This window comes from Leptospira meyeri, assembly GCF_004368965.1.
Lineage (GTDB): Bacteria > Spirochaetota > Leptospiria > Leptospirales > Leptospiraceae > Leptospira_A > Leptospira_A meyeri.
This window is the reverse complement of sequence record NZ_SORO01000001.1, coordinates 1,872,135-1,894,547: the sequence shown is the minus strand read 5'-3', so window position 1 is coordinate 1,894,547 and position 22,413 is coordinate 1,872,135. Positions and strand designations below refer to the sequence as shown.

The window sequence follows — 22,413 nt, the reverse complement described above, 5'->3', positions numbered from 1 at the left end:
GTTTTACGTGATGTAAAAACAAGCTGCGTGCGGAAATCCTTTGCGTATGCAAAGATTGGAGCGAATAGCCGGAAATGTGCGCCCAAAAGCAGATAAGCAATATTCGTTTATCCGCATTCTTGATGCGGCTTATTGCATTGCGTATAACACGCCGCATAAAACTTTTACACGCATTTCGTATAGCCACCCGTCGCCGGGTTCCACTTCCTCAATATCCTATCCAGGCCACAGATCAGAAACGCATTCAAGGCATAAAAAAAGGGAACCAAAGTTCCCTTTTTCTCACCTTACCATGTAATCGATGTTTATCGAATCCCCGGCTTAATGTATTTCAATTCATCCAAGTAACGTCCAGTTCCGAGTACCACACAAGTCAGTGGGTTTTCGGCACGGAAGACAGGAACTCCTGTTTCTTTCGTGAGGTAGTGTTCGAGACCACGAAGAAGGCAACCACCACCTGTGAGGACGATTCCGCGTTCTACGATGTCGGCTGCAAGTTCCGGAGGAGTTCTTTCCAATACGGATTTGATTCCGTCTAGGATTTCGTCAGTAGGTTCTTTGAGGGCTTTGCGAATTTCGTTAGAATCCAGTTCAAGGGTACGTGGGAGACCAGAGATCGCGTCACGACCTTTGACTTCCATCGTGTCGACACGTTTGTCTGCGAAGGCATTACCGATGGTGAGTTTGATGTCCTCGGCAGTTCTTTCTCCGACAACTAGGTTGTATTGGTTACGGAGGTATTTGACAATGGCTTCATCAAATTCGTCACCACCAGTGCGGATGGATTCAGCGATTACCATACCACCGAGAGAGATCACAGCGATTTCGGTAGTTCCCCCACCGATATCGACGATCATGTTTCCTGCTGGTTCGTGGATCGGGATGTTGGCACCAATGGCTGCGGCAAGAGCTTCTTCGATCAGGAAGATTTCACGAGCCCCTGCTTGTTCGGCAGACTCACGAACGGCACGTCTTTCTACTTCGGTGATTCCTGAAGGAACTCCGATGACAATGCGCGGTTTTACAAATGTAGTGCGGTTGTGAACTTTAGCGATGAAGTAACGAATCATCTTTTCTACAGTTTCGAAGTCGGCGATGACCCCGTCTTTCATGGGGCGGATGGCAACGATATCACCAGGAGTTCTTCCCAGCATTCGTTTTGCTTCTTGTCCCACTGCGAGGACTCGGCCAGTAGAGGCCTGGACTGCCACGACCGACGGTTCTGATAGGACGATCCCTTGTCCTTTCACATGCACGAGGGTGTTCGCGGTTCCCAAATCGATTCCCATATCGTTCGAGAAAAGTCCATAGAGGTTATCAAATATCATATCAGATCCTGGTGAAAGAAGTACGAAAGGGGGAATTTACGGTGGGTTCACACCAAAACAATAGAATTCTACCCGTTCCCCATAATTTTCGGCTGGTTTTTGCTTTCAACCGTAAAAATTTTCGATAGGCTAGTTAGATACAAAATGCTTCCTTTCTCACAAATTTTAAGAAAACCCAATTCCGCATTTCGCACGGAAAAGATACTCGCTGCCATTGATTTGGGCACAAATTCTTTCCACATCGTTGTCGTAAAACTAAGACCGGATGGTACACTCGAATATCTGACTAAAGAGAAAGAATCAGTAAGACTCGGGAGCGGTAGCAGTGATTATGCGGTTATTAAGGACGATGCCATGGAGAGGGGACTTGCTTGTCTCAAACGATTTCGCACCCTTGCGGATTCGTATCAGGCGGAAATTCGAGCCGTTGCCACAAGTGCCCTTCGGGAAGCAGAGAACCGCCAAGTATTTCTAGACCGAGCTGAGAAGGAAACGGGAATCCAAATCCAAGTGGTTTCAGGAAACGAGGAAGCTAGGCTCATTTACCTCGGCATTTTGCAAGGTCTACCGGTCTTTGACAAACGAATCTTACTCATTGATATTGGAGGAGGGAGTACAGAACTCCTTGTGGGTGAAAGAGGAGAGATTCTATTTTCTACTAGTTTGAAACTTGGCGCCATTCGGTTGACGGAAAAGTATCTTAAGAAAGATCCCATCAGTGCTACGGACATCCAAAAATGCCGGATTCATATTGAGTCGGTTTTATCTGCCTTTTTACCGCAAATTGAAACTTGGAAACCCTTTATGGTTGTGGGAAGTTCTGGAACGATTACCTCTGTGACCTCCATTGTTTTGGAAAAAAAGATGGAAAAAAGGGACAGATTGAACGGAACAGAAGTTACACTTGACCAGTTTAAAGAAGCACGTAAACAGGTGTTAGACGCTGATAGTGTGAAAAAAAGACTAAAAATTCCAGGACTTGATGCCAAAAGAGGGGATATCATCGTCGGTGGGGTATTGGTTTTGGATGAAGTTTTACAAAGGATCAAGGCCCCTTCTTTTACTGTGAGCGAGTTTGCCCTTCGGGAAGGGATTGTGTATGATACAATTGAATCATGGTTTCGTCATAAAGATTCTTCTCTTCCTCCTTTGGATAATATTCGCGAAAAGGCAATCAAAACTGTTGCTAATCTTTATCCGGCTGGAAAAAAACATGCAGCGGCCGTTGTAAAAATCACCTTGCAGATGTTTGATGATCTGAAGGAGATACATGGACTTGGAAATTTGGAACGAGATTATCTGGAGACAGCTTGTTATTTGCACCAAGTCGGACTTTGTATTTCTCATCACAACTACCACAAACATAGTTATTATATCATTCGAAACTCAGAATCTATGGTGGGTTTTTCCAATTCAGAAATTGAAATCATTGCTCTGATTGCCCGTTATCATCGAAAGGGAGGGCCCAAAGGGAAACATGAAGAGTTTAAGGCACTTAGACCCGAAGACCAACTCCTCGTCAAAAAATTAGCTGCCTTCCTTCGCATTGGCGACGGCCTCGACCGGTCTGAAAAATCCATCATTGAAAGGTTAGATGCTGTGTCAGAACGTGGAAAAGTTCTTTGCCGATTGTACCACCAAAAGGGAACAGATCCTAATTTAGAAATTTGGTCCGTAACGGAAAAAAAAGATCTTTTTGAAGAAACATATGGTGTATCTTTAGAGTTCCAGACCTTTACTTTATGAAATTTTATTTACGATTATATCTTTTTCTTTTTCTCCTAGTTCCTTATTCCCTCTTTTCTTTGCCCATAGATCTAACAAAAAATTGGAATGTCAAAAAAGGTTGGTGGGAGTCTGAAATTCCGATTGGGAATTCATGGATTCCATTGGAAACCTTACCACTCGTTTCGATCAAATCCCAATTGGATTTTCCAGAGGGACAATTACAACAAATCACAATGGTAAAACCATTTTTGTTATCCGAAATCGATTTTAAAGAAACGGAGGCGGATCTTTTTGCCTTACACATTCCTTATCTTTCCAATGTGTACAAAGTGTACATAAATGGGCAGATTGTAGACGAGAGTGGGATTTTAGAAAACGGACATATCATACGAAGTGGATACAAACGAAACATTCTCATCAAACTCTCTCGAAATTTGTTAAAAGTTGGGAAAAATGAAATCAGAATCCTTCTTGCTTCCGAACCAGGCGAAGAACTAAATTTTTACAAAGTATTTAATGACTATATTTCATCTATTGATCGTTATACGGTCCTTCAAAAAGTGGAAGATGAATATATAACATTTATGCTTTTGTTTTTATATTTTTTTGTGGGGATTTATCATGCTTTGTTTTATTGGAAACGAAGGAATGAAGAATATAATCTTTACTTCGCTTTATTTGCGGTATTTTTATCGGTTTATATGTATTTCAGATCCCAGGCCATCTATGTCTGGGATGCAGATCCATTTACGGTCACCAAACTAGAATACTTTGTGGTATTTCTCACTCCACCTTGGCTTTTGTTATTCGTTGATACTTTTTTTCGCAAACGAATAAGTCCCATCACAAAAGGATATTTTGTTTTTAGCATTGCACTTGCTATCGTTCAATTTTTTGTCAATAGGGCCATTTCCGTTACGCTGTTACGAGTTTGGCAAGTTTCAGTTTTAGCGTTTAGTGTCGTTTTGTTTTACATCACCATTAGAGCCGTATTAAAAAATAATAAGGACGCCAAAAGGTTACTCGTTGGAATTTTCTTTTTGATGTTTACTGCCATTTGGGATATTTTAGGTGCTTCGGGAATGATCCCTATTCAAAACTTAAACCTATCTAGGTTTGGATTTTTGTTTTTTGTGTTAGGGATTGCCGTTGTTTTGGCCAACCGGTTTTTGCGAGTCCACAAACAAGTAGAAGAACTAAATGCTAACTTAGAAAGAAAGGTTGTCGAAAGGACAAACGAGCTACAAGAAACTCTCACTCGTGTTCAGGAATTAAAAGTTCAACAAGATGGAGATTATTTTTTAACCTCGCTCCTTCTTGATCCACTAAACGATTCCAAAAAATCCCATTCAGCAAAAATTGGAATCCAATCTTACACCAAACAAAAAAAGGAATTTGAGTTCAAAGGGAAAACTAAAGAGATCGGTGGAGACCTCATCATTTGTGATGATATAGTTCTTAACGGTAAAAAATACTTCGTTTTTATTAACGGAGATGCGATGGGCAAATCCATCCAAGGTGCCGGCGGTGCTCTTGTGTTAGGTGTTGTGTTTTTATCGTTTATTAAACGAACACAAGTGGTTTTGGAAAGTCAGTCCAAATCCCCCGAAAGATGGATCAAAGAATGTTTTTTCGAACTCCAAACTATTTTTGAATCCTTTGATGGATCTATGCTTGTTTCCGTAGTCCTTGGACTCGTGGAAGAGGAAACAGGAGTACTTTATTATCTCAACGCAGAACATCCTTGGACTGTTTTGTATCGGGACGGGGTTGCCTCTTTTATCGAAGATGAGTTAGAACTTCGCAAAATTGGAACCAAAGGAATGGCGGGAGAGGTTCGTGTTCGGGTTTTTGTTTTGGAACAAGGGGATGTCATTTTTATTGGTTCGGATGGCCGAGATGATTTGATTTTAGAAAGTGGAGCGGATGGGACTCGCGTGATGAACGAGGACGAAACCAAATTTTTACAAGTGGTGGGCGAATCCCAAGGTGAGTTAGAACAAATCGTACAAAATCTCCAAACCATTGGTAGTTTTTCTGATGACTTGACACTATTACGACTCGAGTGGAGAGGTTCTGCCAAAAGAGTAGGTGCTTCTTCACTTTCCGCCATTAGTCCTGACCATTTTTTATATTCTGAACTTCAATCGGTATTAGAATCTGGAAATGCAGAAGAAACATACCATACCATAGAGCGAATGTTAGTAAATGAGAGTCTAGAAGATGACGTGCGCATCAATTTGTTAAGGGAAAAATCCAGAATCTCTTTATTGTTAAAACGGTTTGATTCTGCTGTTGAATCATTGGAGTCCATTTTTCCTTATTTTGTTACGGACAATGAAATTTTATTACAATTGAGTTATGCATATCGTAAGTCAAAAAATATCCGCAAGGCAATCGAAATTGGAGAAAGACTTCGTGCAAGAGATCCAAAACATATCCGAAATCTTATTAATTTAATCGATTGTTATAGGCTTCAGAAAAATGAAGATCGGGCAAAAAAGATTCTTTCAAAACTTGGAACCATTGCGCCAGAGAATCCCCAATATTTGAAACTAAAGGAAACTTTCGGCTAAAGAAAGTTTGATGATAGTCTTCTTAACTTTTTTTGATAAATGATAATTTTCCTCCTTGGCGGCCTTAAATTGTCCCCATTGAGTAGTAGAATCATTCGTATATTTAGAAATGACAGAAAAGGGAAATAGAATGGATTTTAAATTCAGTGGGTATCATGTCTTTGTCGTTGGTTTACTTGCTTTTTTGCAATTTACTGTGGTTCTTGATTTTATGATTCTATCTCCTCTGGGAGTTCTGGTCATGGAAAAATTACAAATTTCAACCCAACAGTTTGGATTTGTAGTATCGGCTTATGCATTTAGTGCAGGGATTTCTGGTATTTTTGCTGCAGGTTTTGCAGACCGATTTGATCGCAAAAAATTGTTGTTATTCTTTTATGTTGGATTTGTACTCGCAACCTTTCTCTGTGGAATCGCAACAAATTATTTCTTTTTATTTGGTGCTCGCATTTTGACCGGAATTTTTGCAGGTGTTCTTTCCTCTATATCATTTGCCATTGTTGCTGACCTATTTCCACTCCAAGTGAGAGGGCGAGTCATGGGATTCATTATGACAGCATTTGCTGCTAGCCAAGTGTTTGGACTTCCCATCGGAATTTATATTTCCAATTTGTGGGGATGGCAATCTCCATTTTTAATGATCGCAGGAATTAGTGGAATGGTTGGGTTTGTTATTTTTATCTTTTTGAAGCCACTCACTACCCATCTTGATCACAAAACGGATACTCATGCATTCCATCACTTAGTGAAAACATTAACTCAGGCAAAATATTTGCCAGCATTTCTTGCCACAACCTTACTTGCAACAGGTGGATTTATGTTGATGCCTTTTGGATCTGCATTTTCTGTCCACAATCTTGGAGTAAAATTAGAAGATTTACCTTTGGTTTATATGATAACAGGGGTTGTGTCTATGTTAGGTGGTCCGTTGATGGGAAGACTAAGTGATGCAATTGGAAAATACAATATGTTTGTAATTGCATCAATCCTTGCCGCATTTATCATAATCTATTACACAAAAATGGAAATCACTCCATTGCCGATTGTGATTTTCGTGAATTCCATTCTTTTTGTTTTTGTTGCGGCACGAATGATTTCTGCCAATGCATTGACATCGGCCGTTCCCGACCTACATGACCGTGGCGCCTTTATGGCAATCAGTTCTTCCATTCAACAGATTTCTGGTGGAATCGCAGCTTCTGTTGCGGGCCTCATTGTGATCCAAACATCTAGCGGTTATATGGAAAGATATGATATTTTAGGGTATGTGGTTGCCTCAGCAATTGTGCTTACAGTAATTCTCATGTACAATGTGAATCAAATTGTATTGAAAAAACACACAAAATAACAATGCAGAAGGATTCGATAAAAAGTGAATAGATCGGTTTTTACAGCTAGGCGGGAAAGATTCTCCCGCCTTTTTTATGGAATCGATTTGGAAGTTTTATTTCTTGGATAGTTCTTTTGCCAAATCCACTAACAAACGTACGCCGTAACCAGTTGGTCCGTGAAATTGGGTTCCTGATTTTTTCTTTCTCCAAGCGGCACCGGCAATGTCGATGTGAGCCCAGTTTATCGATTCATCCACAAACTTAGAAAGAAAAATTCCAGCTGAAATGGTACCTGCGCCTTTCCCTCCACCAGTGATGTTTTTTAAATCAGCAATGTCCGATTTAAGATCTTCTCCATACTCTTCCCAAAGTGGAAGTTCCCAAACTCGGTCATCAGAAGCCTCTGATGCAGCGAATAGGGCTTCGCGGAGTGGATCTGAATTGGTCAGGATGGCAGCCGCTTCATGACCTAAGGCAATGATCACAGCTCCCGTAAGCGTGGCTAAATCCACCATATAGTCTGGTTTGTAATTCTTGGAAATGTAGGATAAAACATCACCGAGAACAAGCCTTCCTTCGGCATCCGTGTTTTGTACTTCCACAGTGGTTCCATTGTAAGCGGTATAAACATCTCCTGGTTTGATGGCTTTTCCATCTGGCATATTTTCTGCCACACCGATCGCAGCTACAATATGAATCGGAAGTTCGAGAGCAGCAATGGCACCAATTGCGTGTATGGTGGCTGCTGCCCCACACATATCATATTTCATTTCATGCATTTCGCCGGGAGGTTTTAAAGAAATTCCACCGGTGTCAAAGGTTAATCCCTTTCCTACGATTGCAAATTTCTTTTTGGCTTTGGCAGGTTTGTACTCCAAAATGACCATCTTTCCTTGAAGTTCTGATCCACGAGCCACTGCTAAGATCCCACCGAGACCTTCTTTTTTCAATTGAGGTTCGTCCCAAACCTTGATGGAAAGTTTGTATTCCTTGGCAATTTCTTTGGAACGAGAAACAAAATCATCAGGAGTAAAATAGTTTGCAGGAAGATGGGCGATATGACGAGCACCATTGACGTGTTTGGCGACAATTTTACTTTTGGAAAGTCCAGACTCTGCAAGAGTTGTTGCAGTTTTGTCTTCGAACTTTAAGTAAACGGCACCTACTTTCTTTTTTTCTTTTTTCTTGGTTTGTAAAACAGAAACAGGATAACTTCCAATAAAAAGAGTGTTGGCAATTTGGTAAGCGATTCGGTCTGCAGAAAACTTTTTGGAAAGGGATTTAGAGATAAAAATTTCAAGACCCATTCCATCATAATTTAGAATTTTTTCCCCATACTTAAAAAAATGAGAAATAAACTTTCTAAAGTTGAGTTTTTCTTTCTCACCTAATCCAAGATAGATGGTCTGCTCTGATTCATCTCGAAATTCTTTTCCGAGTTCACCAGAAAAAACTTTGGTTTCGATTTGAACCGGAAATTTTTTCCCAAGTTCTTCTTTGACATCCTCTTGGAAGATGGGGATGAGTTTGTAAAAAGTTCCAGATTTTGGGGAACCGATTTGGATTTGGAGTGGAGAAGTTTCTATTTTCATTTCCCTTGGATTTCCTGAATGTCTTTGATGATTTCTTCAACGTGTCCTTTTACCTTCACGCTGTCATAGATTTTTTTGATTTTAAGAGAACTATCGAGTATGAAGCTGGATCTTACGATTCCCATTCCTTTTCTTCCCATAAAAACTTTTTCTCTCCAAACTCCATAGGCCTCACAAATTTCTCCCGATTCGTCAGAGATCAGATCAAAATTGAGTTCTTGTTTTTCGATGAATTTGGTATGGGATTTAGGATTGTCTTTAGAGATTCCCACGACATTGAATCCGAATTTTTTTAGTCGGGCAAAATTATCTCGGAAGTCACAAGCTTCTGTTGTACATCCTGGCGTCATATCTCTGGGATAAAAATAAACAACGATTCCATTTTTCCCTGTTAGGTCTGCGAGTTTTACTTTTTCGCCATTTTGGTTGATACTAGTAAAATTGGGGGCTTTTTTCCCTACTTCCAACATAAATTTCTCTCCTGGTAAATGCATTCTTTTAGACAATTTTCAGTTGTCAATTTCGGAATTTGGTTCGATACTCTTTGTATGGACTCCAAGGAAAGAGCAGCTCTGATTCGAGAAGCCAATACCGCTTTCAATGCCGGTGATATCCGTAAAGCGCGTGAACTCTTTCTGAAAACCGATTACAAAGATGGCCTTATCCGTTTGGGTGATCATTTTATGTACGATCGGAAACTTCCTATGTTGGCTTTTGGATACTATAAAAAAGCTGGCAGACAGGACAAAGTGGACGAAATTTTCCAACGTATGATCTATGGCCTTTCCGTTTGGCTCGGTCGTGATAAATGGAAACTCCCGGCACCTGCAAATCAGGTGGAATCCACTGAAACTAAATCCTCTATGCCACTAAATCCTGATGATTTTGTAGTGCATCCCATTCTAAAAGCAAAGGCTTTAGAAATACTTTCTTCGAATCGATAGTCTTTTCCAATCGTCTAAGGAATAAACATGATAGACAGTTTTACCTTACAAGCTCTTGTTATCTCAACTCTTATTTTATTCTCTATTTTATCGAGCAAACTATTCTTTCGTTTTGGATTTCCGATTTTACTTATTTTTTTAACCTTTGGTATGTTAGCTGGTGCTGACGGTCCCGGTAGAATCGATTTTAGTGATTATGGTTTAGCCCAATCCATTGGGATTTTTGCTCTTATTTATATTTTGTTTTTGGGTGGTCTAGAAAGTGAGTGGGATAGTTTAAAAAACTTCTTATCTGTTGGAATTCGGTTGTCGATTGTGGGAACCATTCTGACTGCACTGATTTTAGGTGTTCTCATCCACTTTTTATTTCCTGTCCTTGGATTTATGGAATCGTTTTTACTTGGTTCCATCGTGAGCGCAACTGATGCGGCCTCGGTATTTAATATCTTTAAAACAGGTTCGTCTGATTTACCTGTTCATTTAAAAAAAATCATAGAATTTGAATCTGGTTCTAATGATGCGGTAGGTGTACTTTTAACAACCATCTTTATGAACCTCATCACAGCGGATGCTAGTTTTAGTGGTTTCCAATTCTTCCGTTTTTTTGTAATGCAGGTCCTTGTAGGGACAATGATGGGATACAGTTTGGGGATCCTCATTCTTTATTTAATGAACTCCGTCAAACTGGGATACGATGGTCTTTATTTGGTTTTTATCACTGCCTCAGTTCCTTTTATTTATGCAGTCACAACGGTGTTCCAAGGGAATGGATTTTTAGCTGTATACATTGCAGGTATCATTGTTGGCCGAAACAAATTCATTCATAAAAAATCCATCTTTAGATTCTTAAATGGTTATGTTTGGATCTTACAAATTGGTATGTTCCTTTGTTTTGGACTTCTTGTGTATCCTTCACGGATGGTCAATATTTGGGTTCCGGGACTTCTCATTGGGATACTTCTCATTCTTTTTGCAAGGCCAGTGGCTGTGTTTATTTCGCTTCTACGAGTCAAGTTACCTGTCAAAGAAAAGTTATTTATTTCCTGGGTTGGGTTACGCGGTGCCTCTCCTATCATCCTTGCTACTTTTCCAATTGCCCAGGGTCTAGTATGGGGAGATTTACTTTTCCACATTGTATTCTTCGTAGTTCTTGTTTCCCTTCTGATCCAAGGATCGCTTATCCCCCGCGTAGCACAGTGGTTAGGTATCTTAAAAAAGGATCCTGATCGTAAAATTTATCATCCAACCGACTTTGATAACATTGAGTTCCCAGGTATGACTTTACAAGAATTGATTGTACCTTATAACTCAAGTGTAGTGGACAAGGCTTTGTTTGAAATCAAACTTCCAGAACAATCTCACATTCTACTGATTGCCCGGGGGGAACAATTTTTGATACCATCCGGTAATACACAAGTGAGAGGCGGAGATGTGATTTGGGTATTGGCAAAAGACGAAGTAATGCCTATTATTGGTAAAACGTTTATGGCAATTGCTTAGATACTTTGGTTTGTTGTCACTTCTTAACTTTTATCAGTTTTTTATCTAACCGAAATCCATAATATACAGGAAGGGCTATCAGAGTGATCATTAGCCCCCATCCCGCAGTCACAGGTTTTTCGATAAAGAGAACCATCATCACAGCAATATTGGCCAAAATGTAAAGGAAAATGGGCAAAGGATAAAAAGGAATTTTATAATCCGATTTTAATCCCATCTTTTCGAATCGAAATGGCGTGGCTGCCGTAAGACATGACAAAATTAAAATCGAACAAGTGATCATATAAAGCAAAGCTTCGATTTCTTTCACAAACAAAAAGAGAATAGCAACAAAGGCCTGAAAAAAAATCGAAACATAAGGGCTATGCCATTTCGGATGTATCTTGGAAAAAGAAGGAAGGAAAACTCCATCTCTTGCCATCGCAAAGTAAACTCGACTTCCTCCAATAAGAATTGCCGACATGGAACCCAAAATCACCCATGCAATAAAACTTGTCGTTAAAATAGAATAGTTTACACCGAATAACTTCTGAAAGGCGATGGCACCAATCCCATCTTGGCCACTTAATTCTTCAATGGGAGCAGAAATCACAAAAATCAAATTGATCGCAAAATACAATCCCGCGACAAGAAAACAAGCAGTGATCGCGGAACGAACAATCGTTTTTTCTGGATTTTTTACCTCTTCCGCAATGTAGGTAATCATATTCCATCCCAAATAAGAGAAGGATACAGGTACAATCCCAATCAAAACTTTCGAATAAAAAGAAAGTTCCATTAAGTTTGGAAATGGGGAATGGATTAAATAAGACCAATTGGTGTTCCCAATCGAAAACCCAAGTACTAAAAATAGAAGCAGGCCTGTGATTTTTAAGACAGCAAAAACATTTTGTACACGCACTGCCGATTTAATTCCAAAGTAGTTGAGCGTACTAAAAAATAAAATTGGTAAAACACCAATGAAGGTAATGGAACTAACTTGTAAATCCAAACCTAACAAAGTATAAGTGGGAGACTCCCAAATAGGAATTTCTGGAAATAAAATTTGAACATACTTACCGAAGGCCAGAGCGAGTACCGATACACAAGCAGAGAAATTAGTGAGTAAGGATGACCAGCCACTCATAAAGGCAATGGCTGGAGAGTAAGCAACTTTTAGATAAACATAATCTCCGCCAGCGAAAGGGAGGAGGCGAGCTGCATAAGCATAAGTGATGGAACCTGAGAGAGCTAAAACCCCGCCGACAATCCAACAGAATAGGACAATCCAAAGATTTCCGGTTTCTTTGATCAAATACCCTGAGGTGAAAAATATTCCCGACCCCACCATAGAGGAGAAGAGAACAGAAATGGAATCAAAAGTATTGAGGGAACGTTTTAATTCCAATTAATTGCCGAGAAGTCGTTTCACCATTGTTTCAGAAATTGGTTTCATAGAAGAAGCAGACAAAGTTCCAATTTTACCTTTGAACTCTTCTGGGTTTAACATCATTCCAAGAGAAAAGATATTTTCGCTCTCTACCTCTTTTTTCTTTAGTTCTGCAAGCAGGCTGGAAATATTCCCTTTGCTCGTTTCTAAAATTTCTGGTTTGGATACTTTCCCTTCACCTAACTCTGGGAACAGTGGTTCTCCTTCAAAAAGAAGTTCTTTGAGTTTGTCTTCTTCTTGGGAGTTATCTTCCAAAAGGCCAATCCGAGATTGTTCCTTGGAAAGCTGTTTTTGCAATTCCGTGAGTCGCGATTGGATATTGTGGTACTGAACAGGAAGGCTGACAATAAAGTCGGATTTTTCATCTGACTTTTGTACAGGAGTTCCTGATTTTCCAGAGACATCTTTTGTGTCCTTTTTGTCCTGGATTAGTTTTTCAGCTGAGTTGAGGAGACGATTGAGACGAACATCCATGTCCTACCTTCCTTGGTAAAGGCCTTATGTCTCGGCGGTGCTTGGACATAAATCCTATGACTACCTGTCTAATTTTCGGTTAGCCCGTACAAGGAAAATAAACTTTTTCTAAAAAAAAGTAAAGAATTATTAAAGTTGACTCGGGTTTTTGCAAGGTTTTGCTTGTGGGAGTTTATGGAAAGAAACCAATTTCTTCTCTTTCTCTCCTTTTTGTTCTCCACCATTGCCACAATTCTCGGAATTGCCATCTTGGTATCTGGATCAAGCCTTGCCCGTTTCTCTAGTGGGACTGGTGGCGGTCTTTTTCAAACCAGTGAAATTGGAGCTGTCGTCATACCGATCGTAGGTGAGATCCACTCTGGGGAATCCACTTTTGATTCCACCGGTGCTGATACCGTTTTACGCCAATTACGCGAATTGGAAGAAGACGGAAATATCAAAGGAATCCTTGTTGAAATCAATTCTCCAGGAGGAACGGTTGCTGCTTCCCAAGAAATTTTCAACGAACTCCTTCATCTGCGGAAAACCAAAAAGATTGTTGTGAGCATGAAGGATGTGGCCGCCTCCGGTGGGTATTATATCGCCGCAGCTTCCGATTATATTTTTGCACAAAATGGAACCATTACGGGTTCCATTGGGGTTATTTCCTTTGCACCTAACGTAAAGGGTCTTCTCGACCGTTATGGAGTGGGCGTTCGCACTTATAAAGCAGGGAAATACAAAGATATGTATTCACCATTTCGCGATTCCACAAACGAAGAAGATGATATGATCGGCAAACAATTACAGGACACCTATCGCAAGTTTGTGGAAGATGTTGCTAAAGGCCGAAACAAAACGGTTAAGTCCATTGAAGAATTAGCTGAAGGTAAAATTTATTCCGGCGAAGATGCCTTCCGTAACAAACTTGTGGATGACATTGGTGGCAGAAGAGAAGCTCATAAAAAACTTTCTGAACTTTGCCAATACGATGGCCTCATTCCACTTTTTGAGCAAGAGATCTCTCCTTTTGATCGATTTTTACAATCAATTGGTGTTAGCTTTTTGGGAGACAATTCTCATGTATCCAAAATCAGGTCTCTCATCCAATCTCAAGTTTTGGTCATCTTACCAACAGCACTTGGAAAATTAATGTTATGAGAGATTTTTTCTTCGATTTAGTTGATGTATTAGAATTGGTATTTTTGGATCCTCTTCGGTATTCGGAGGAAGTACAGGAAATCCCGTTCGCGGCAAGTCCCGTATCCAGTTGGTTATTTTCCATTCTTTCCGCCTTGTCTTTGTCAGTTGGAATGAGTATCCTTTCTGCGCCATACACCATTTCTACTTTGTCATTTTTGTTTTTTGGTTTTATCGCCAATTTGTTTTTGTTTCGATTTTTCCCTTTTTTTTATTCACTAGTTGCTGATTATTATGTGCAAAAAAGGGGAAGGACTCCGAAACTTTTGTTTTTGATCCTATTTGCAAGACATTCAGTCGTATTGTTTTTGTTATTTGCTCCAGTTTGCATTGTATTTCATGCATTGGGGCTTTCAGGACTTGGATCAGGACTCTTTTTACTTCTCAGTTTTATTTTGTTATATAGTCTGGTGGTTTCTCGCGGTTTAAAGTCTATCTATGAACTAAGGAATCGAGATTCACTTCGGTTTTCGTTTTATGCACTTGGACTCACCATCATCTTCCCTTTTCTTATGAATTTGTATACAGCAACCAGTATACTCCAATCGATTTCGGGCGGTTTTTAGTTTGAATTTACTCATTACAAATGACGACGGAATTTCTTCCGCCGGAATTAAAGCTTTGGAACGTGTCCTTGGCAAATCTTATCAAACCTATCTCATTGCTCCTTTGAAAGAACGTTCTGTCACATCCATGGCACTAACTGTGTTCCAGGGGATGCGTGTGGAACGAATCAATGACAACCATTATATAGCCGACGGCTTTCCTGCGGATTGTGTGAACATTGGATTGTATGCAGAGATCTTTCCGAAAATCGACTTTGTGATCTCAGGGATCAACCGTGGTGTGAATATGGGTTACGATGTACATTATTCCGGAACTGTTGGTGCGGCGAAACATGGAGCCCTTCATGGAATTCCTTCTCTTGCTGTGAGTTCTGGTCGCATTGACCCAGAGGATGGTTACGAAAAAGAAGCAGAACTTGTTTTGTCGTTTCTCTCTAAATACAAATCACAGATTAAGTCTGGTGAAGTTTGGAATTTAAACTTTCCTCCTGAAATTTCTGGATCTGGTACATTAGACGAAATTGTATTCACTCGTTTGGGTCGACGTCGTTATTCTGAAAAGTATGAAAAAAAACAAATCATTGAAGGTGTCAGCGAATTTCAATTAAATGGAAGTTTGCTTGGGCATGATGAAGAAACAGGAACTGATTTTGAAGCCTATTACCAAGGAAAACTTCCTGTCACACCCATCCAATTGGATCTCACTGAAAAAAAACGATTAGCGGAATTACAATCTAAATAAAACTCATGGCAGAAGAAACAGATTACCTCGGTTATATGAACAAAGGCAATTATGCAATGGCACTGAATCTTTTGGACCAGGCCTTACTCCAAAATCCAGAAGACCCCATCCTTCTTTATAATTTTGCTTTGTGTTGTTTTCAGACAAAAAACTTTAAAAAATCGATTCAGGTTTTGGACCGAATCCTAAGCGAGTATCCTGGTTTTATCGAACTTGATAATGTGTACCGCTTAAAAGTATTTGCCCTTGTGGAATTAAAGGATTGGGAAACAGCCGAGTCCATTATCAAAGAAAGATTGCAAGTTGCAGTGGATGACCCAAAACTTTTGTCTTTTTTGGCCCATGTTTATGAATACACACATCGTTTGGAAGAGGCCATAGAAATTCACAGACGGATCCTAAAGCATACTCCCGATTATAAAAACAGTCTGAACTCACTTGGATACCTGCTTGCTTTGAAAAAAAAGCTAAATGCGGAAGAGCGTTCGGAAGCCATCCAGTCTTTAAAAAAAGCATTGGAATTAGATCCAAACAATCCGGCCTATTTGGATTCCTTTGGTTATTTCCTGCAAACCATCGGAAAACCAGAGGAAGCTTGGAAAGCCTATCGCAAAGCCCTACAAAAGAACCCAAACCATCCCATTCTGCTCGAAAGACTCAAGAACCTGAAGAAATAAATCTCCCTTTTGTTGACACAGTCCTTAAGCCAAAAACACTGGTGTTTCAAGGACTTTCTCGGGATGTAGCGCAGTGGTAGCGCATCTGTTTTGGGTACAGAGGGTCGCAGGTTCAAATCCTGTCATCCCGAATCAGTTGGTTCTATCTGACCCGGTAGCTCAGCTGGATAGAGCAACTGCCTTCTAAGCAGTTGGTCGGGGGTTCGAATCCCTCTCGGGTCGATGATTGTTCTAGAAACGGTGGATGTAGTTCAGCGGTAGAGCCCCGGTTTGTGGTACCGGTCGTCGCGGGTTCGAATCCCGTCATCCACCCACTAAAAAATTTCCCCTACAACGAATATAATTTTTGAAAATTGGTTCGGGCGCCTTGCGTTCGCTTGGCCCTCCCTGGCCAAAGCTCCCGCACGCACCCATCCGTGGGTGCTATGCGGCACCCGAACCAATTTTCAAAAAGAACTCGAATTCATAGGGAAATTTGGTACGAATAAAGAGTTTAATAAGATACTAAAGATTGGGATTCGAACGATTTTGCGATAGAGTTCGAGTAGGACAAAAATGCAAGACACCTTGCATTTTTTCCGTTAAGCGAGAACGACCGAGCGCAAGGAGGCGTGAGGGCTCGCAAAAGACGGCCTGATGGGGAGCCGGGTTTTAGGAAAAAAATCTCAGTGTTGATAGACTGAAATCATTACAAAAACATTGTGTTGGTGGTAGTCAAAACCTAGTAAGGTTTTTATAACTTGATTTTCGATTCTGATAAAAAAACAATTGTTAAATTATTTTTGACAAACAACCGTTATACTTGGTAAATGTGGTCATTTGGTTTGGACTTCTTTTGAAAAATTTAATCATTTTAATACTATTTCTTCTCACCTTTCAATGTATGACCTTGCCCCCTTCGGTTTCCTTAGGAGAACCAATCATTCAGAAAAAAGAATTAGGTATTGCTGTTTTGGATAAAGTCAAGGTATTGAATGTTGTCGAGGATTATCGAAAAGATACAGAGGATGGTTTAACAATCAATCTACGCTCACATCTAAAACAAGGTAAATACTTTGAAAATGTATATCTTTTTAATGAGGAAATTCCAAAAAATACTGAGTTTGAAAGGCTACAATTTGAATTTACTTCTTACTCCCATAAAAGAAGAATTTACGAGGGATATTTCCCTTTTGCATTCCTAACACTAACACTTTATATCTGGTTTGGTGGAACTATCGGTATTGACTCTATGGAATATGATTGTAGGTTAATTGTGAAGGATATGAAAGATCAGGTTGTCTATGAAGTTCAAAAAAAAGAAACATCTGAAAAAAGTGTTAATTTCTATTCCTCTGAATACATGCTCCCCAAAAGCGAAGAACTCAGAACAAAACTAATATCTGATATAATGGAACATTATAAAAAAAGAAGAGTAAAGTAATGAAAATAGTAACCGTCTGTTTTTTGTTGTTATTTATTGGTTGTGCTACGTTTACAGATTATAATCCGGAATATAAAGAAGTTTTCTTTGAAGAAAAACAAAATAGAAACTCCTCGGTTGTTTTGAATTTAAGATACCAAATGTCTTTAAATGAAACTCCTGCTGATGCTAATGTGCGAGTCGAAAAGGATTTGCGTAATGAAATCGAAGTAATATTGAAAGAGTCTTCAATGTTTAAAGAAGTTAAAAGTGGTTTGGATATAGCAGATATAAAATTGGATGTAGATATCGTAAATCGTGGTGAAGCAAATTTATTTTTGTCTTTTATGACTGGATTTACTTTTTTCCTACTCCCATCTCATGCCGTTGATAATTTGACCCTTAAATATAAATTTACCACAAACAAAGGAAAAATTGTAAAAGAATACCAAAGGCAAGTAACTTATGATACTTGGGTTCATATAACATTGATTCCTTTCACTCCATTTATGTTTCCTTTTACTACTTTTTATTCAGGAATACGGAATGTGACAAGATCTGTTTTAGTTGAAGCCAAAACAGATGGGATCATCAACTAACCTAGGTCTTTAAGTTCATCCTCTCGGTAGTTCTGGGGGTAAATCCATTCTACCAAAATGAAAGTATACGTGTAGAAATTCTTTTGTTACATTTATTTCTTTTTTCTGGGCTCTGGTTCATTTATTAGTGGCTTCCAGTTTTGATTTCCATCTTAAAAAAGGATATTCGATCAAAACATAAAGAATCATACTAAAAATAAATGTATAAACAAAAAATTGGAGCGTTGCCATTCCAAATTGAATCGGAGTGACAAAACCATTTTGTTTTAGCGGTTTTGCTAAGGATTGGAAGGCAAATGGTGCCAAAAGTAAATTCCATAAATACATTGTGTAACTTAGTCTGGCAATGGGTCGAAAAAAAGCCAAACTGAGTAAACGTTGGAATTCATTTTTACCTAAGATGGCGACTAACAAAAAAGACGCAAAGGATAGGTTGTAAAAATTATAAGAAAAAACAGTTTTATAAAATGAATTTTCTGAGACTATAAAAGTGAAGTTAATCGCATAGATGAGTAAGGCAAAACCCAAAAGATAGTATTTAAATTCTTCCAGTATATTGCGAATTTTTTCGTTGTTGGTTAATTCCATCACAAGGATGCCCGCAATGAGATCATCAATTCTTAAGTGAAATTGATGGAAAGCCTCCGCATTCGGTCCATACAAAATATAAGAAAAAACACGAAAGATCAAAGGTAATAAATAAAGAAAAAGTAGGGTGATGAGTCTATTTTTAGTTTTTAATGAAAATAAAAATAAACCTGCGATAAAAGGAAAAAATAAATAAAACTTTTCTTCAATCGAAAGCGACCATGTGTGAATATTGTAACTTGCAAAATAGTCGGATAGATACATTAAATCAAATTTGAAGTTTTGGTAAGATGCCAATAAAGAAAAGTTTGATCCTGATTGGTTGGCATTCAGGGAAAAATTCCCCCCACCTTTTTGGATGATTGCGGTGACTATCAGATAGGTGATGATGAGATAAAAATAATATGCTGGAAAAATTCTTAAACTTCTTTTTATGAAAAACTTTTGATAACTAATTTTTTGATTTCGATTCCACTCTTTTTTTAAACCATCGGAAATTAGGTAACCGCTTAATACAAAAAATAAGGCAACTCCGGAGTCTAGGGTATGTAAGAATTTTATAAAATATGAATTTTCCCAACCAATCATCCCTATGCTCGGGACAGTATGGAAAAAAAGTACACTTAAAATTGCAAGGGCTCGCAAACCGTTGAGAGATTCATTTTCTCCATCTTTACGTCTCCATGTTGATTGTAATCCTTTCCATAAAAACATATTTCTTTTAATCCTTTTGCTTATTTGAAAATAAAGGACCTCTTCGTCGAGTGGATTTTTTTAGCATTGTATAACGGCTGGTAGCTGTTTCGATTCTGTTCATTCTTGGAATCGCTGAAACAATCAAGGATTCAAAATGAAAAATATTTCTCTTTTTTTACTTTACATTATAAATAATTAATTTCTAATATGCGTCGTTTGTAACGAAACAAAATAAGTGATTCACTGGAAGGTAAAACGATATGTCATTCCAAGATGCGATTAAGGTATGTTTTCAAAAATATGCTGATTTTAGTGGCAATGCAAAAAGACCAGAATTTTGGTGGTGGGTTGTTTTCTGTATCATTATTAGTGCAGTACTCAACATGATTCTTCCCATCATTGGTGGAATTTTTTCTTTAGCTGTCTTGTTGCCAAGTTTGAGTGTAGGTTCACGCCGTCTTCATGATGTGGGGATGAGCGGTTGGTGGCAATTGATTGGTCTGACAGGAATTGGAGTTCTTGTGCTGATTTACTTTTGGGCCCAAAAAGGAAAAAATTAGTGGGTTTGTTTGGTCTTGTTATTTCTCCGCGTTAGGGAGACGCAGGGCTTGGTCACCTGCCATTGTTAAATGGTGGGTGACGGGAGCGTCAGCGAACCCCGGAGTGGCCCGACCCTTTTCATTAAAATCTAAAATTTAAATTGAATTGGGAACGCACTATTTTTTCTTTTTAAAAATCCTCTCATCCACTTCTAACGCATTTTTTATAAAATTACTTAACTCAAGTTCGTTGATTTCATCCTTTGAGCGGTAGGTGATACAAAAAACTTGTTTTCGGTTTTCTCTTTCTAGTTTTTGATCGGGGTCGTTTAACAGATAACCATTACAAAATCCAAATTGTACTCCAGATTTTGGTCCTGGCTTAATGGAAGCCGGCCAAATAAAACAAACGCGACTTTTTTGAAAGTAGTAGAGGACGGAATAGGAGATCCTTTCATCGAGACTCACAAATGGTTTTAAAATTTCTTTTAATCGCATCACTATAGAAATTTCATTTTCTGTTAAAGAAGAATAGAATTGTTCGAATTTGTCTTTCATTGGTTTGTAAAAGTAAACATTGCGCGGATTGGTTTTGGTGTCTAGGGACGAACGAATGGAAGGGTAAGTGGGATATTGTTTTCGTCAACCAATTGTCTAAATAACAGGGACCTTTTCTCATATGAAATGCATTTGATAACCGATCAAAAAAGTTATGATTGGTTTTGGTCTTTATTTTCTGGCAAATGGATTGTTTTTTCTTTTGTGTTTGGAATCCGGTCCAAAGGACTAGCGATATTTTCTAACCGGCTTCTCGCTACTTTGGTGTAAATTTGTGTGGTTCGGACACTTGTGTGTCCGAGTAATGTTTGAATCATTCGTAAATCGGTTCCCAATTCTAATAGATGAGTCGCAAAAGCATGCCGCAAACTATGGAAACTGACTTTCTTTTTGATTTTTGCCTTTTGGGCCGCATTTGCGAAAATACTTTCCGCAGTACGAATGTTAAGAGGTCTGTTTTTCATACCGGGAAATAACCAGGGATTCGCTTTGACTTCGTTATAACTTTGTTTTAGGAGTAAGTTGTATTCTCTTATTTTTAGATATTCTTTTAATTCTTCAATGAGTGTGGTTGCAAGAACAGTATATCTATCTTTTTTACCTTTGCCTTGGTTTACGCGGACCATATTTCTTTTTAGATCTATATCAGTTATTTTCAAATGAATCACTTCGCTAACTCGTAATCCAGAGGAATAACTAATGAGTAATAACATTTTATGTTTTACGTTGGGAAGTGCATCGAAGATGGCCCTTGTTTCTTCTGCCGATAAAACTTCAGGTAGTTTGCTTTCCACTTTCATTCGCGGAAATTTTAAATGAGTAAATTGTTTTCTTACTTCTCTAAAATAGAAGATAAAGGCTTGTCTGGATGATCGAATACTTGCCGCCTTGGTTTTGCGTTCTGTTACGAGATAATCCAAATAGTTTTCCAAGTCTAAAATTCTTATATTAGAGGGAAGTTTTTCGGTAAAAACCAATAATCGAAATAAGTGAGAGTAATACGTTTTGGTTGTGCAGAAGGTGAAATTTCTATCTCTGGTTGCTTTGAAATAGTCTTCTAAAATTCCGCATTGTTTTGGAATTTCTTTTGGCGAAATTCGGATGTCATGTTGTTCGAAGGCATTTAATAGTTGTTTTATGATGATTGGGTCATTGGGATAAGACCAAGTTCTACCATCTGGATGGTAACAACCTTTTGGAATCGATTTTGCAATCGAAACAAAAATTTCTGAAAATCGAAATCGCAAATGAAAACGATTGTCTTGGGATGAGTAACGGAGTTTGATCATATGGCACCTAACCTTGTATTGGTAAGTTGATTAGGTGGATTCTTTTCTTTTTGGTTCTTTAAATTTGTATTTTGAGGAAGTTTTTATTGGAGTTGCGTATATTTTTTTCAGGGGGGATGGGAATCTAGTATCCCCGCCCTGATTAGGGTGGGGAACTGAACCCGCCACCCAATACGTTCCCTCTATCACAATCAGTGCTAATCGGATATCCAAAACCACTTCCGATGTTTTTTTTTCTTGGAAAGTTCACATTCTCACATAAGTTGAGATTATCAAGGAGACTTATGAACCTTATCACAGTAGGACTCGGCATATTTTTTATCCTATACGGAACCACCACCTATATCTTGCGCATTTACAAACCAGGATTTTTTTGGAAGTTGGAGCCAATGAAACAAAAATGGGGCGAAAAACGAGGATATTTTATCCATGTGTTTAGTTATTCAATCCTACCCATCATTTTAGGAATTGTTTATACCATACTTGGTTTTAGAGGTTAATTTTTGTTTGGTGAAATTTATGAATTAAAGAATTTTTAATACTAATAATTTTAAGTTAGGTGGGCGCCTCCGATTTTTTAGTTAAACTTAAAACCTAATAGAAAAAGGACCGGGCCCTCCGCTCCAATCTTTCTCTGACGAGAAAGGATTTCCGCTAGGGTCCCTGGCGCATTGTT

Annotated in this window: 20 protein-coding genes, 3 tRNA genes and 1 pseudogene; 16 read left to right on the top strand and 8 right to left on the bottom strand. The window is 38.8% G+C overall.

Annotated features, from left to right (window positions below):
- Window positions 1–305 precede the first annotated feature (305 nt).
- Entirely contained in the window at window positions 306–1,328 is a 1,023-nt protein-coding gene (locus CLV96_RS08795) for a rod shape-determining protein (RefSeq protein ID WP_002972591.1), read from the bottom strand.
- Between the two features lie 144 nt (window positions 1,329–1,472).
- On the opposite strand from CLV96_RS08795, the gene CLV96_RS08790 reads away from it, so the two are divergent.
- From CLV96_RS08790 to CLV96_RS08780, 3 genes are all read left to right on the top strand, one after another.
- Window positions 1,473–3,074 (top strand): Ppx/GppA phosphatase family protein, encoded by a 1,602-nt coding sequence (locus CLV96_RS08790; protein ID WP_004786614.1) that lies wholly within the window; start codon window positions 1,473–1,475, stop codon window positions 3,072–3,074.
- Window positions 3,071–5,632, top strand: a complete 2,562-nt coding sequence (locus CLV96_RS08785) for a SpoIIE family protein phosphatase (RefSeq protein ID WP_004784536.1) — start codon at window positions 3,071–3,073, stop codon at window positions 5,630–5,632. The genes CLV96_RS08790 and CLV96_RS08785 overlap by 4 nt, the downstream gene beginning before the upstream one ends.
- A 130-nt stretch (window positions 5,633–5,762) precedes the next feature.
- Window positions 5,763–6,980 carry an MFS transporter gene (locus CLV96_RS08780; RefSeq protein WP_004785451.1) on the top strand — a complete coding sequence of 406 codons (1,218 nt, stop codon included), beginning with the start codon at window positions 5,763–5,765 and terminating at the stop codon, window positions 6,978–6,980.
- A 96-nt stretch (window positions 6,981–7,076) separates the two neighbouring features.
- On the opposite strand, the gene CLV96_RS08775 is transcribed toward CLV96_RS08780, so the two are convergent.
- Window positions 7,077–8,555, bottom strand: coding sequence for a leucyl aminopeptidase (locus tag CLV96_RS08775; RefSeq protein ID WP_004786422.1), 1,479 nt, complete (start codon window positions 8,553–8,555; stop codon window positions 7,077–7,079).
- A complete protein-coding gene (gene bcp, locus CLV96_RS08770) occupies window positions 8,552–9,025 on the bottom strand; it encodes a thioredoxin-dependent thiol peroxidase (protein ID WP_004784981.1) in 474 nt (157 codons plus the stop codon). Before bcp ends, CLV96_RS08775 begins: the two co-directional genes overlap by 4 nt.
- A 78-nt stretch (window positions 9,026–9,103) precedes the next feature.
- On the opposite strand from bcp, the gene CLV96_RS08765 reads away from it, so the two are divergent.
- Entirely contained in the window at window positions 9,104–9,499 is a 396-nt protein-coding gene (locus CLV96_RS08765; protein WP_004787183.1) for a hypothetical protein, read from the top strand.
- 27 nt (window positions 9,500–9,526) lie between these two features.
- Window positions 9,527–10,999, top strand: coding sequence for a potassium/proton antiporter (locus CLV96_RS08760; protein WP_004785365.1), 1,473 nt, complete (start codon window positions 9,527–9,529; stop codon window positions 10,997–10,999).
- 16 nt (window positions 11,000–11,015) lie between these two features.
- Here CLV96_RS08760 and CLV96_RS08755 read toward each other — a convergent pair whose 3' ends face one another.
- A complete protein-coding gene (locus CLV96_RS08755) occupies window positions 11,016–12,386 on the bottom strand; it encodes an APC family permease (RefSeq protein WP_004784143.1) in 1,371 nt (456 codons plus the stop codon).
- Window positions 12,387–12,902: an LIC10415 family protein gene (locus CLV96_RS08750; RefSeq protein ID WP_004787281.1), complete on the bottom strand. Its 516-nt coding sequence runs from the start codon at window positions 12,900–12,902 to the stop codon at window positions 12,387–12,389. It abuts the gene before it with no gap.
- A 222-nt stretch (window positions 12,903–13,124) separates the two neighbouring features.
- Here CLV96_RS08750 and sppA point away from each other — a divergent pair.
- The 9 genes and pseudogenes from sppA to CLV96_RS08705 all read left to right on the top strand — a co-directional run.
- A pseudogene (sppA, locus tag CLV96_RS08745) lies at window positions 13,125–13,923 on the top strand (signal peptide peptidase SppA); the annotation flags it as partial.
- Between the two features lie 115 nt (window positions 13,924–14,038).
- Window positions 14,039–14,647 carry a hypothetical protein gene (locus CLV96_RS08740; protein WP_004785808.1) on the top strand — a complete coding sequence of 203 codons (609 nt, stop codon included), beginning with the start codon at window positions 14,039–14,041 and terminating at the stop codon, window positions 14,645–14,647.
- A gap of 1 nt (window position 14,648) precedes the next feature.
- Window positions 14,649–15,389, top strand: a complete 741-nt coding sequence (surE, locus tag CLV96_RS08735) for a 5'/3'-nucleotidase SurE (protein ID WP_004784709.1) — start codon at window positions 14,649–14,651, stop codon at window positions 15,387–15,389.
- Between the two features lie 5 nt (window positions 15,390–15,394).
- Window positions 15,395–16,066, top strand: coding sequence for a tetratricopeptide repeat protein (locus CLV96_RS08730; protein WP_004787437.1), 672 nt, complete (start codon window positions 15,395–15,397; stop codon window positions 16,064–16,066).
- A gap of 59 nt (window positions 16,067–16,125) precedes the next feature.
- A tRNA-Pro gene (locus tag CLV96_RS08725) sits at window positions 16,126–16,197 on the top strand.
- 17 nt (window positions 16,198–16,214) lie between these two features.
- Window positions 16,215–16,288: transfer RNA gene (locus CLV96_RS08720), tRNA-Arg, on the top strand.
- 18 nt (window positions 16,289–16,306) lie between these two features.
- Window positions 16,307–16,378 (top strand) — tRNA-His (locus CLV96_RS08715).
- Window positions 16,379–16,901: 523 nt separating this feature from the next.
- Window positions 16,902–17,489 carry a transposase gene (locus CLV96_RS08710; protein ID WP_231292468.1) on the top strand — a complete coding sequence of 196 codons (588 nt, stop codon included), beginning with the start codon at window positions 16,902–16,904 and terminating at the stop codon, window positions 17,487–17,489.
- On the top strand, window positions 17,489–18,067 hold the full coding sequence (locus CLV96_RS08705) for a hypothetical protein (protein WP_004784099.1): 579 nt from the start codon (window positions 17,489–17,491) through the stop codon (window positions 18,065–18,067). Before CLV96_RS08710 ends, CLV96_RS08705 begins: the two co-directional genes overlap by 1 nt.
- 117 nt (window positions 18,068–18,184) lie before the next feature.
- On the opposite strand, the gene CLV96_RS08700 is transcribed toward CLV96_RS08705, so the two are convergent.
- Window positions 18,185–19,369, bottom strand: a complete 1,185-nt coding sequence (locus CLV96_RS08700) for an acyltransferase family protein (protein ID WP_081581551.1) — start codon at window positions 19,367–19,369, stop codon at window positions 18,185–18,187.
- Between the two features lie 242 nt (window positions 19,370–19,611).
- Between CLV96_RS08700 and CLV96_RS08695 the strand changes: the two genes are divergently transcribed.
- Window positions 19,612–19,911 carry a DUF805 domain-containing protein gene (locus CLV96_RS08695; RefSeq protein WP_004785899.1) on the top strand — a complete coding sequence of 100 codons (300 nt, stop codon included), beginning with the start codon at window positions 19,612–19,614 and terminating at the stop codon, window positions 19,909–19,911.
- Between the two features lie 156 nt (window positions 19,912–20,067).
- Here CLV96_RS08695 and CLV96_RS08690 read toward each other — a convergent pair whose 3' ends face one another.
- Together CLV96_RS08690 and CLV96_RS08685 are read right to left on the bottom strand one after the other, a co-directional pair.
- Window positions 20,068–20,448: a DUF1801 domain-containing protein gene (locus CLV96_RS08690; RefSeq protein WP_004785354.1), complete on the bottom strand. Its 381-nt coding sequence runs from the start codon at window positions 20,446–20,448 to the stop codon at window positions 20,068–20,070.
- Between the two features lie 152 nt (window positions 20,449–20,600).
- Window positions 20,601–21,737: a tyrosine-type recombinase/integrase gene (locus tag CLV96_RS08685; protein ID WP_004786484.1), complete on the bottom strand. Its 1,137-nt coding sequence runs from the start codon at window positions 21,735–21,737 to the stop codon at window positions 20,601–20,603.
- Window positions 21,738–22,021: 284 nt separating this feature from the next.
- Between CLV96_RS08685 and CLV96_RS08680 the strand changes: the two genes are divergently transcribed.
- Entirely contained in the window at window positions 22,022–22,237 is a 216-nt protein-coding gene (locus CLV96_RS08680) for a hypothetical protein (protein WP_004785324.1), read from the top strand.
- The last annotated feature ends 176 nt before the right edge of the window (window positions 22,238–22,413 follow it).

What these genes read in the sequence shown, in the direction of transcription:
- CLV96_RS08795 (WP_002972591.1), bottom strand. Translation starts at nt 1,328, where the DNA reads ATGATATTTGATAACCTCTATGGACTTTTCTCGAACGATATGGGAATC.
- CLV96_RS08790 (WP_004786614.1), top strand. Translation starts at nt 1,473, where the DNA reads ATGCTTCCTTTCTCACAAATTTTAAGAAAACCCAATTCCGCATTTCGC.
- CLV96_RS08785 (WP_004784536.1), top strand. Translation starts at nt 3,071, where the DNA reads ATGAAATTTTATTTACGATTATATCTTTTTCTTTTTCTCCTAGTTCCT.
- CLV96_RS08780 (WP_004785451.1), top strand. Translation starts at nt 5,763, where the DNA reads ATGGATTTTAAATTCAGTGGGTATCATGTCTTTGTCGTTGGTTTACTT.
- CLV96_RS08775 (WP_004786422.1), bottom strand. Translation starts at nt 8,555, where the DNA reads ATGAAAATAGAAACTTCTCCACTCCAAATCCAAATCGGTTCCCCAAAA.
- bcp (WP_004784981.1), bottom strand. Translation starts at nt 9,025, where the DNA reads ATGTTGGAAGTAGGGAAAAAAGCCCCCAATTTTACTAGTATCAACCAA.
- CLV96_RS08765 (WP_004787183.1), top strand. Translation starts at nt 9,104, where the DNA reads ATGGACTCCAAGGAAAGAGCAGCTCTGATTCGAGAAGCCAATACCGCT.
- CLV96_RS08760 (WP_004785365.1), top strand. Translation starts at nt 9,527, where the DNA reads ATGATAGACAGTTTTACCTTACAAGCTCTTGTTATCTCAACTCTTATT.
- CLV96_RS08750 (WP_004787281.1), bottom strand. Translation starts at nt 12,902, where the DNA reads ATGGATGTTCGTCTCAATCGTCTCCTCAACTCAGCTGAAAAACTAATC.
- CLV96_RS08740 (WP_004785808.1), top strand. Translation starts at nt 14,039, where the DNA reads ATGAGAGATTTTTTCTTCGATTTAGTTGATGTATTAGAATTGGTATTT.
- CLV96_RS08730 (WP_004787437.1), top strand. Translation starts at nt 15,395, where the DNA reads ATGGCAGAAGAAACAGATTACCTCGGTTATATGAACAAAGGCAATTAT.
- CLV96_RS08705 (WP_004784099.1), top strand. Translation starts at nt 17,489, where the DNA reads ATGAAAATAGTAACCGTCTGTTTTTTGTTGTTATTTATTGGTTGTGCT.
- CLV96_RS08700 (WP_081581551.1), bottom strand. Translation starts at nt 19,369, where the DNA reads ATGTTTTTATGGAAAGGATTACAATCAACATGGAGACGTAAAGATGGA.
- CLV96_RS08695 (WP_004785899.1), top strand. Translation starts at nt 19,612, where the DNA reads ATGTCATTCCAAGATGCGATTAAGGTATGTTTTCAAAAATATGCTGAT.
- CLV96_RS08690 (WP_004785354.1), bottom strand. Translation starts at nt 20,448, where the DNA reads ATGAAAGACAAATTCGAACAATTCTATTCTTCTTTAACAGAAAATGAA.
- CLV96_RS08685 (WP_004786484.1), bottom strand. Translation starts at nt 21,737, where the DNA reads ATGATCAAACTCCGTTACTCATCCCAAGACAATCGTTTTCATTTGCGA.
- CLV96_RS08680 (WP_004785324.1), top strand. Translation starts at nt 22,022, where the DNA reads ATGAACCTTATCACAGTAGGACTCGGCATATTTTTTATCCTATACGGA.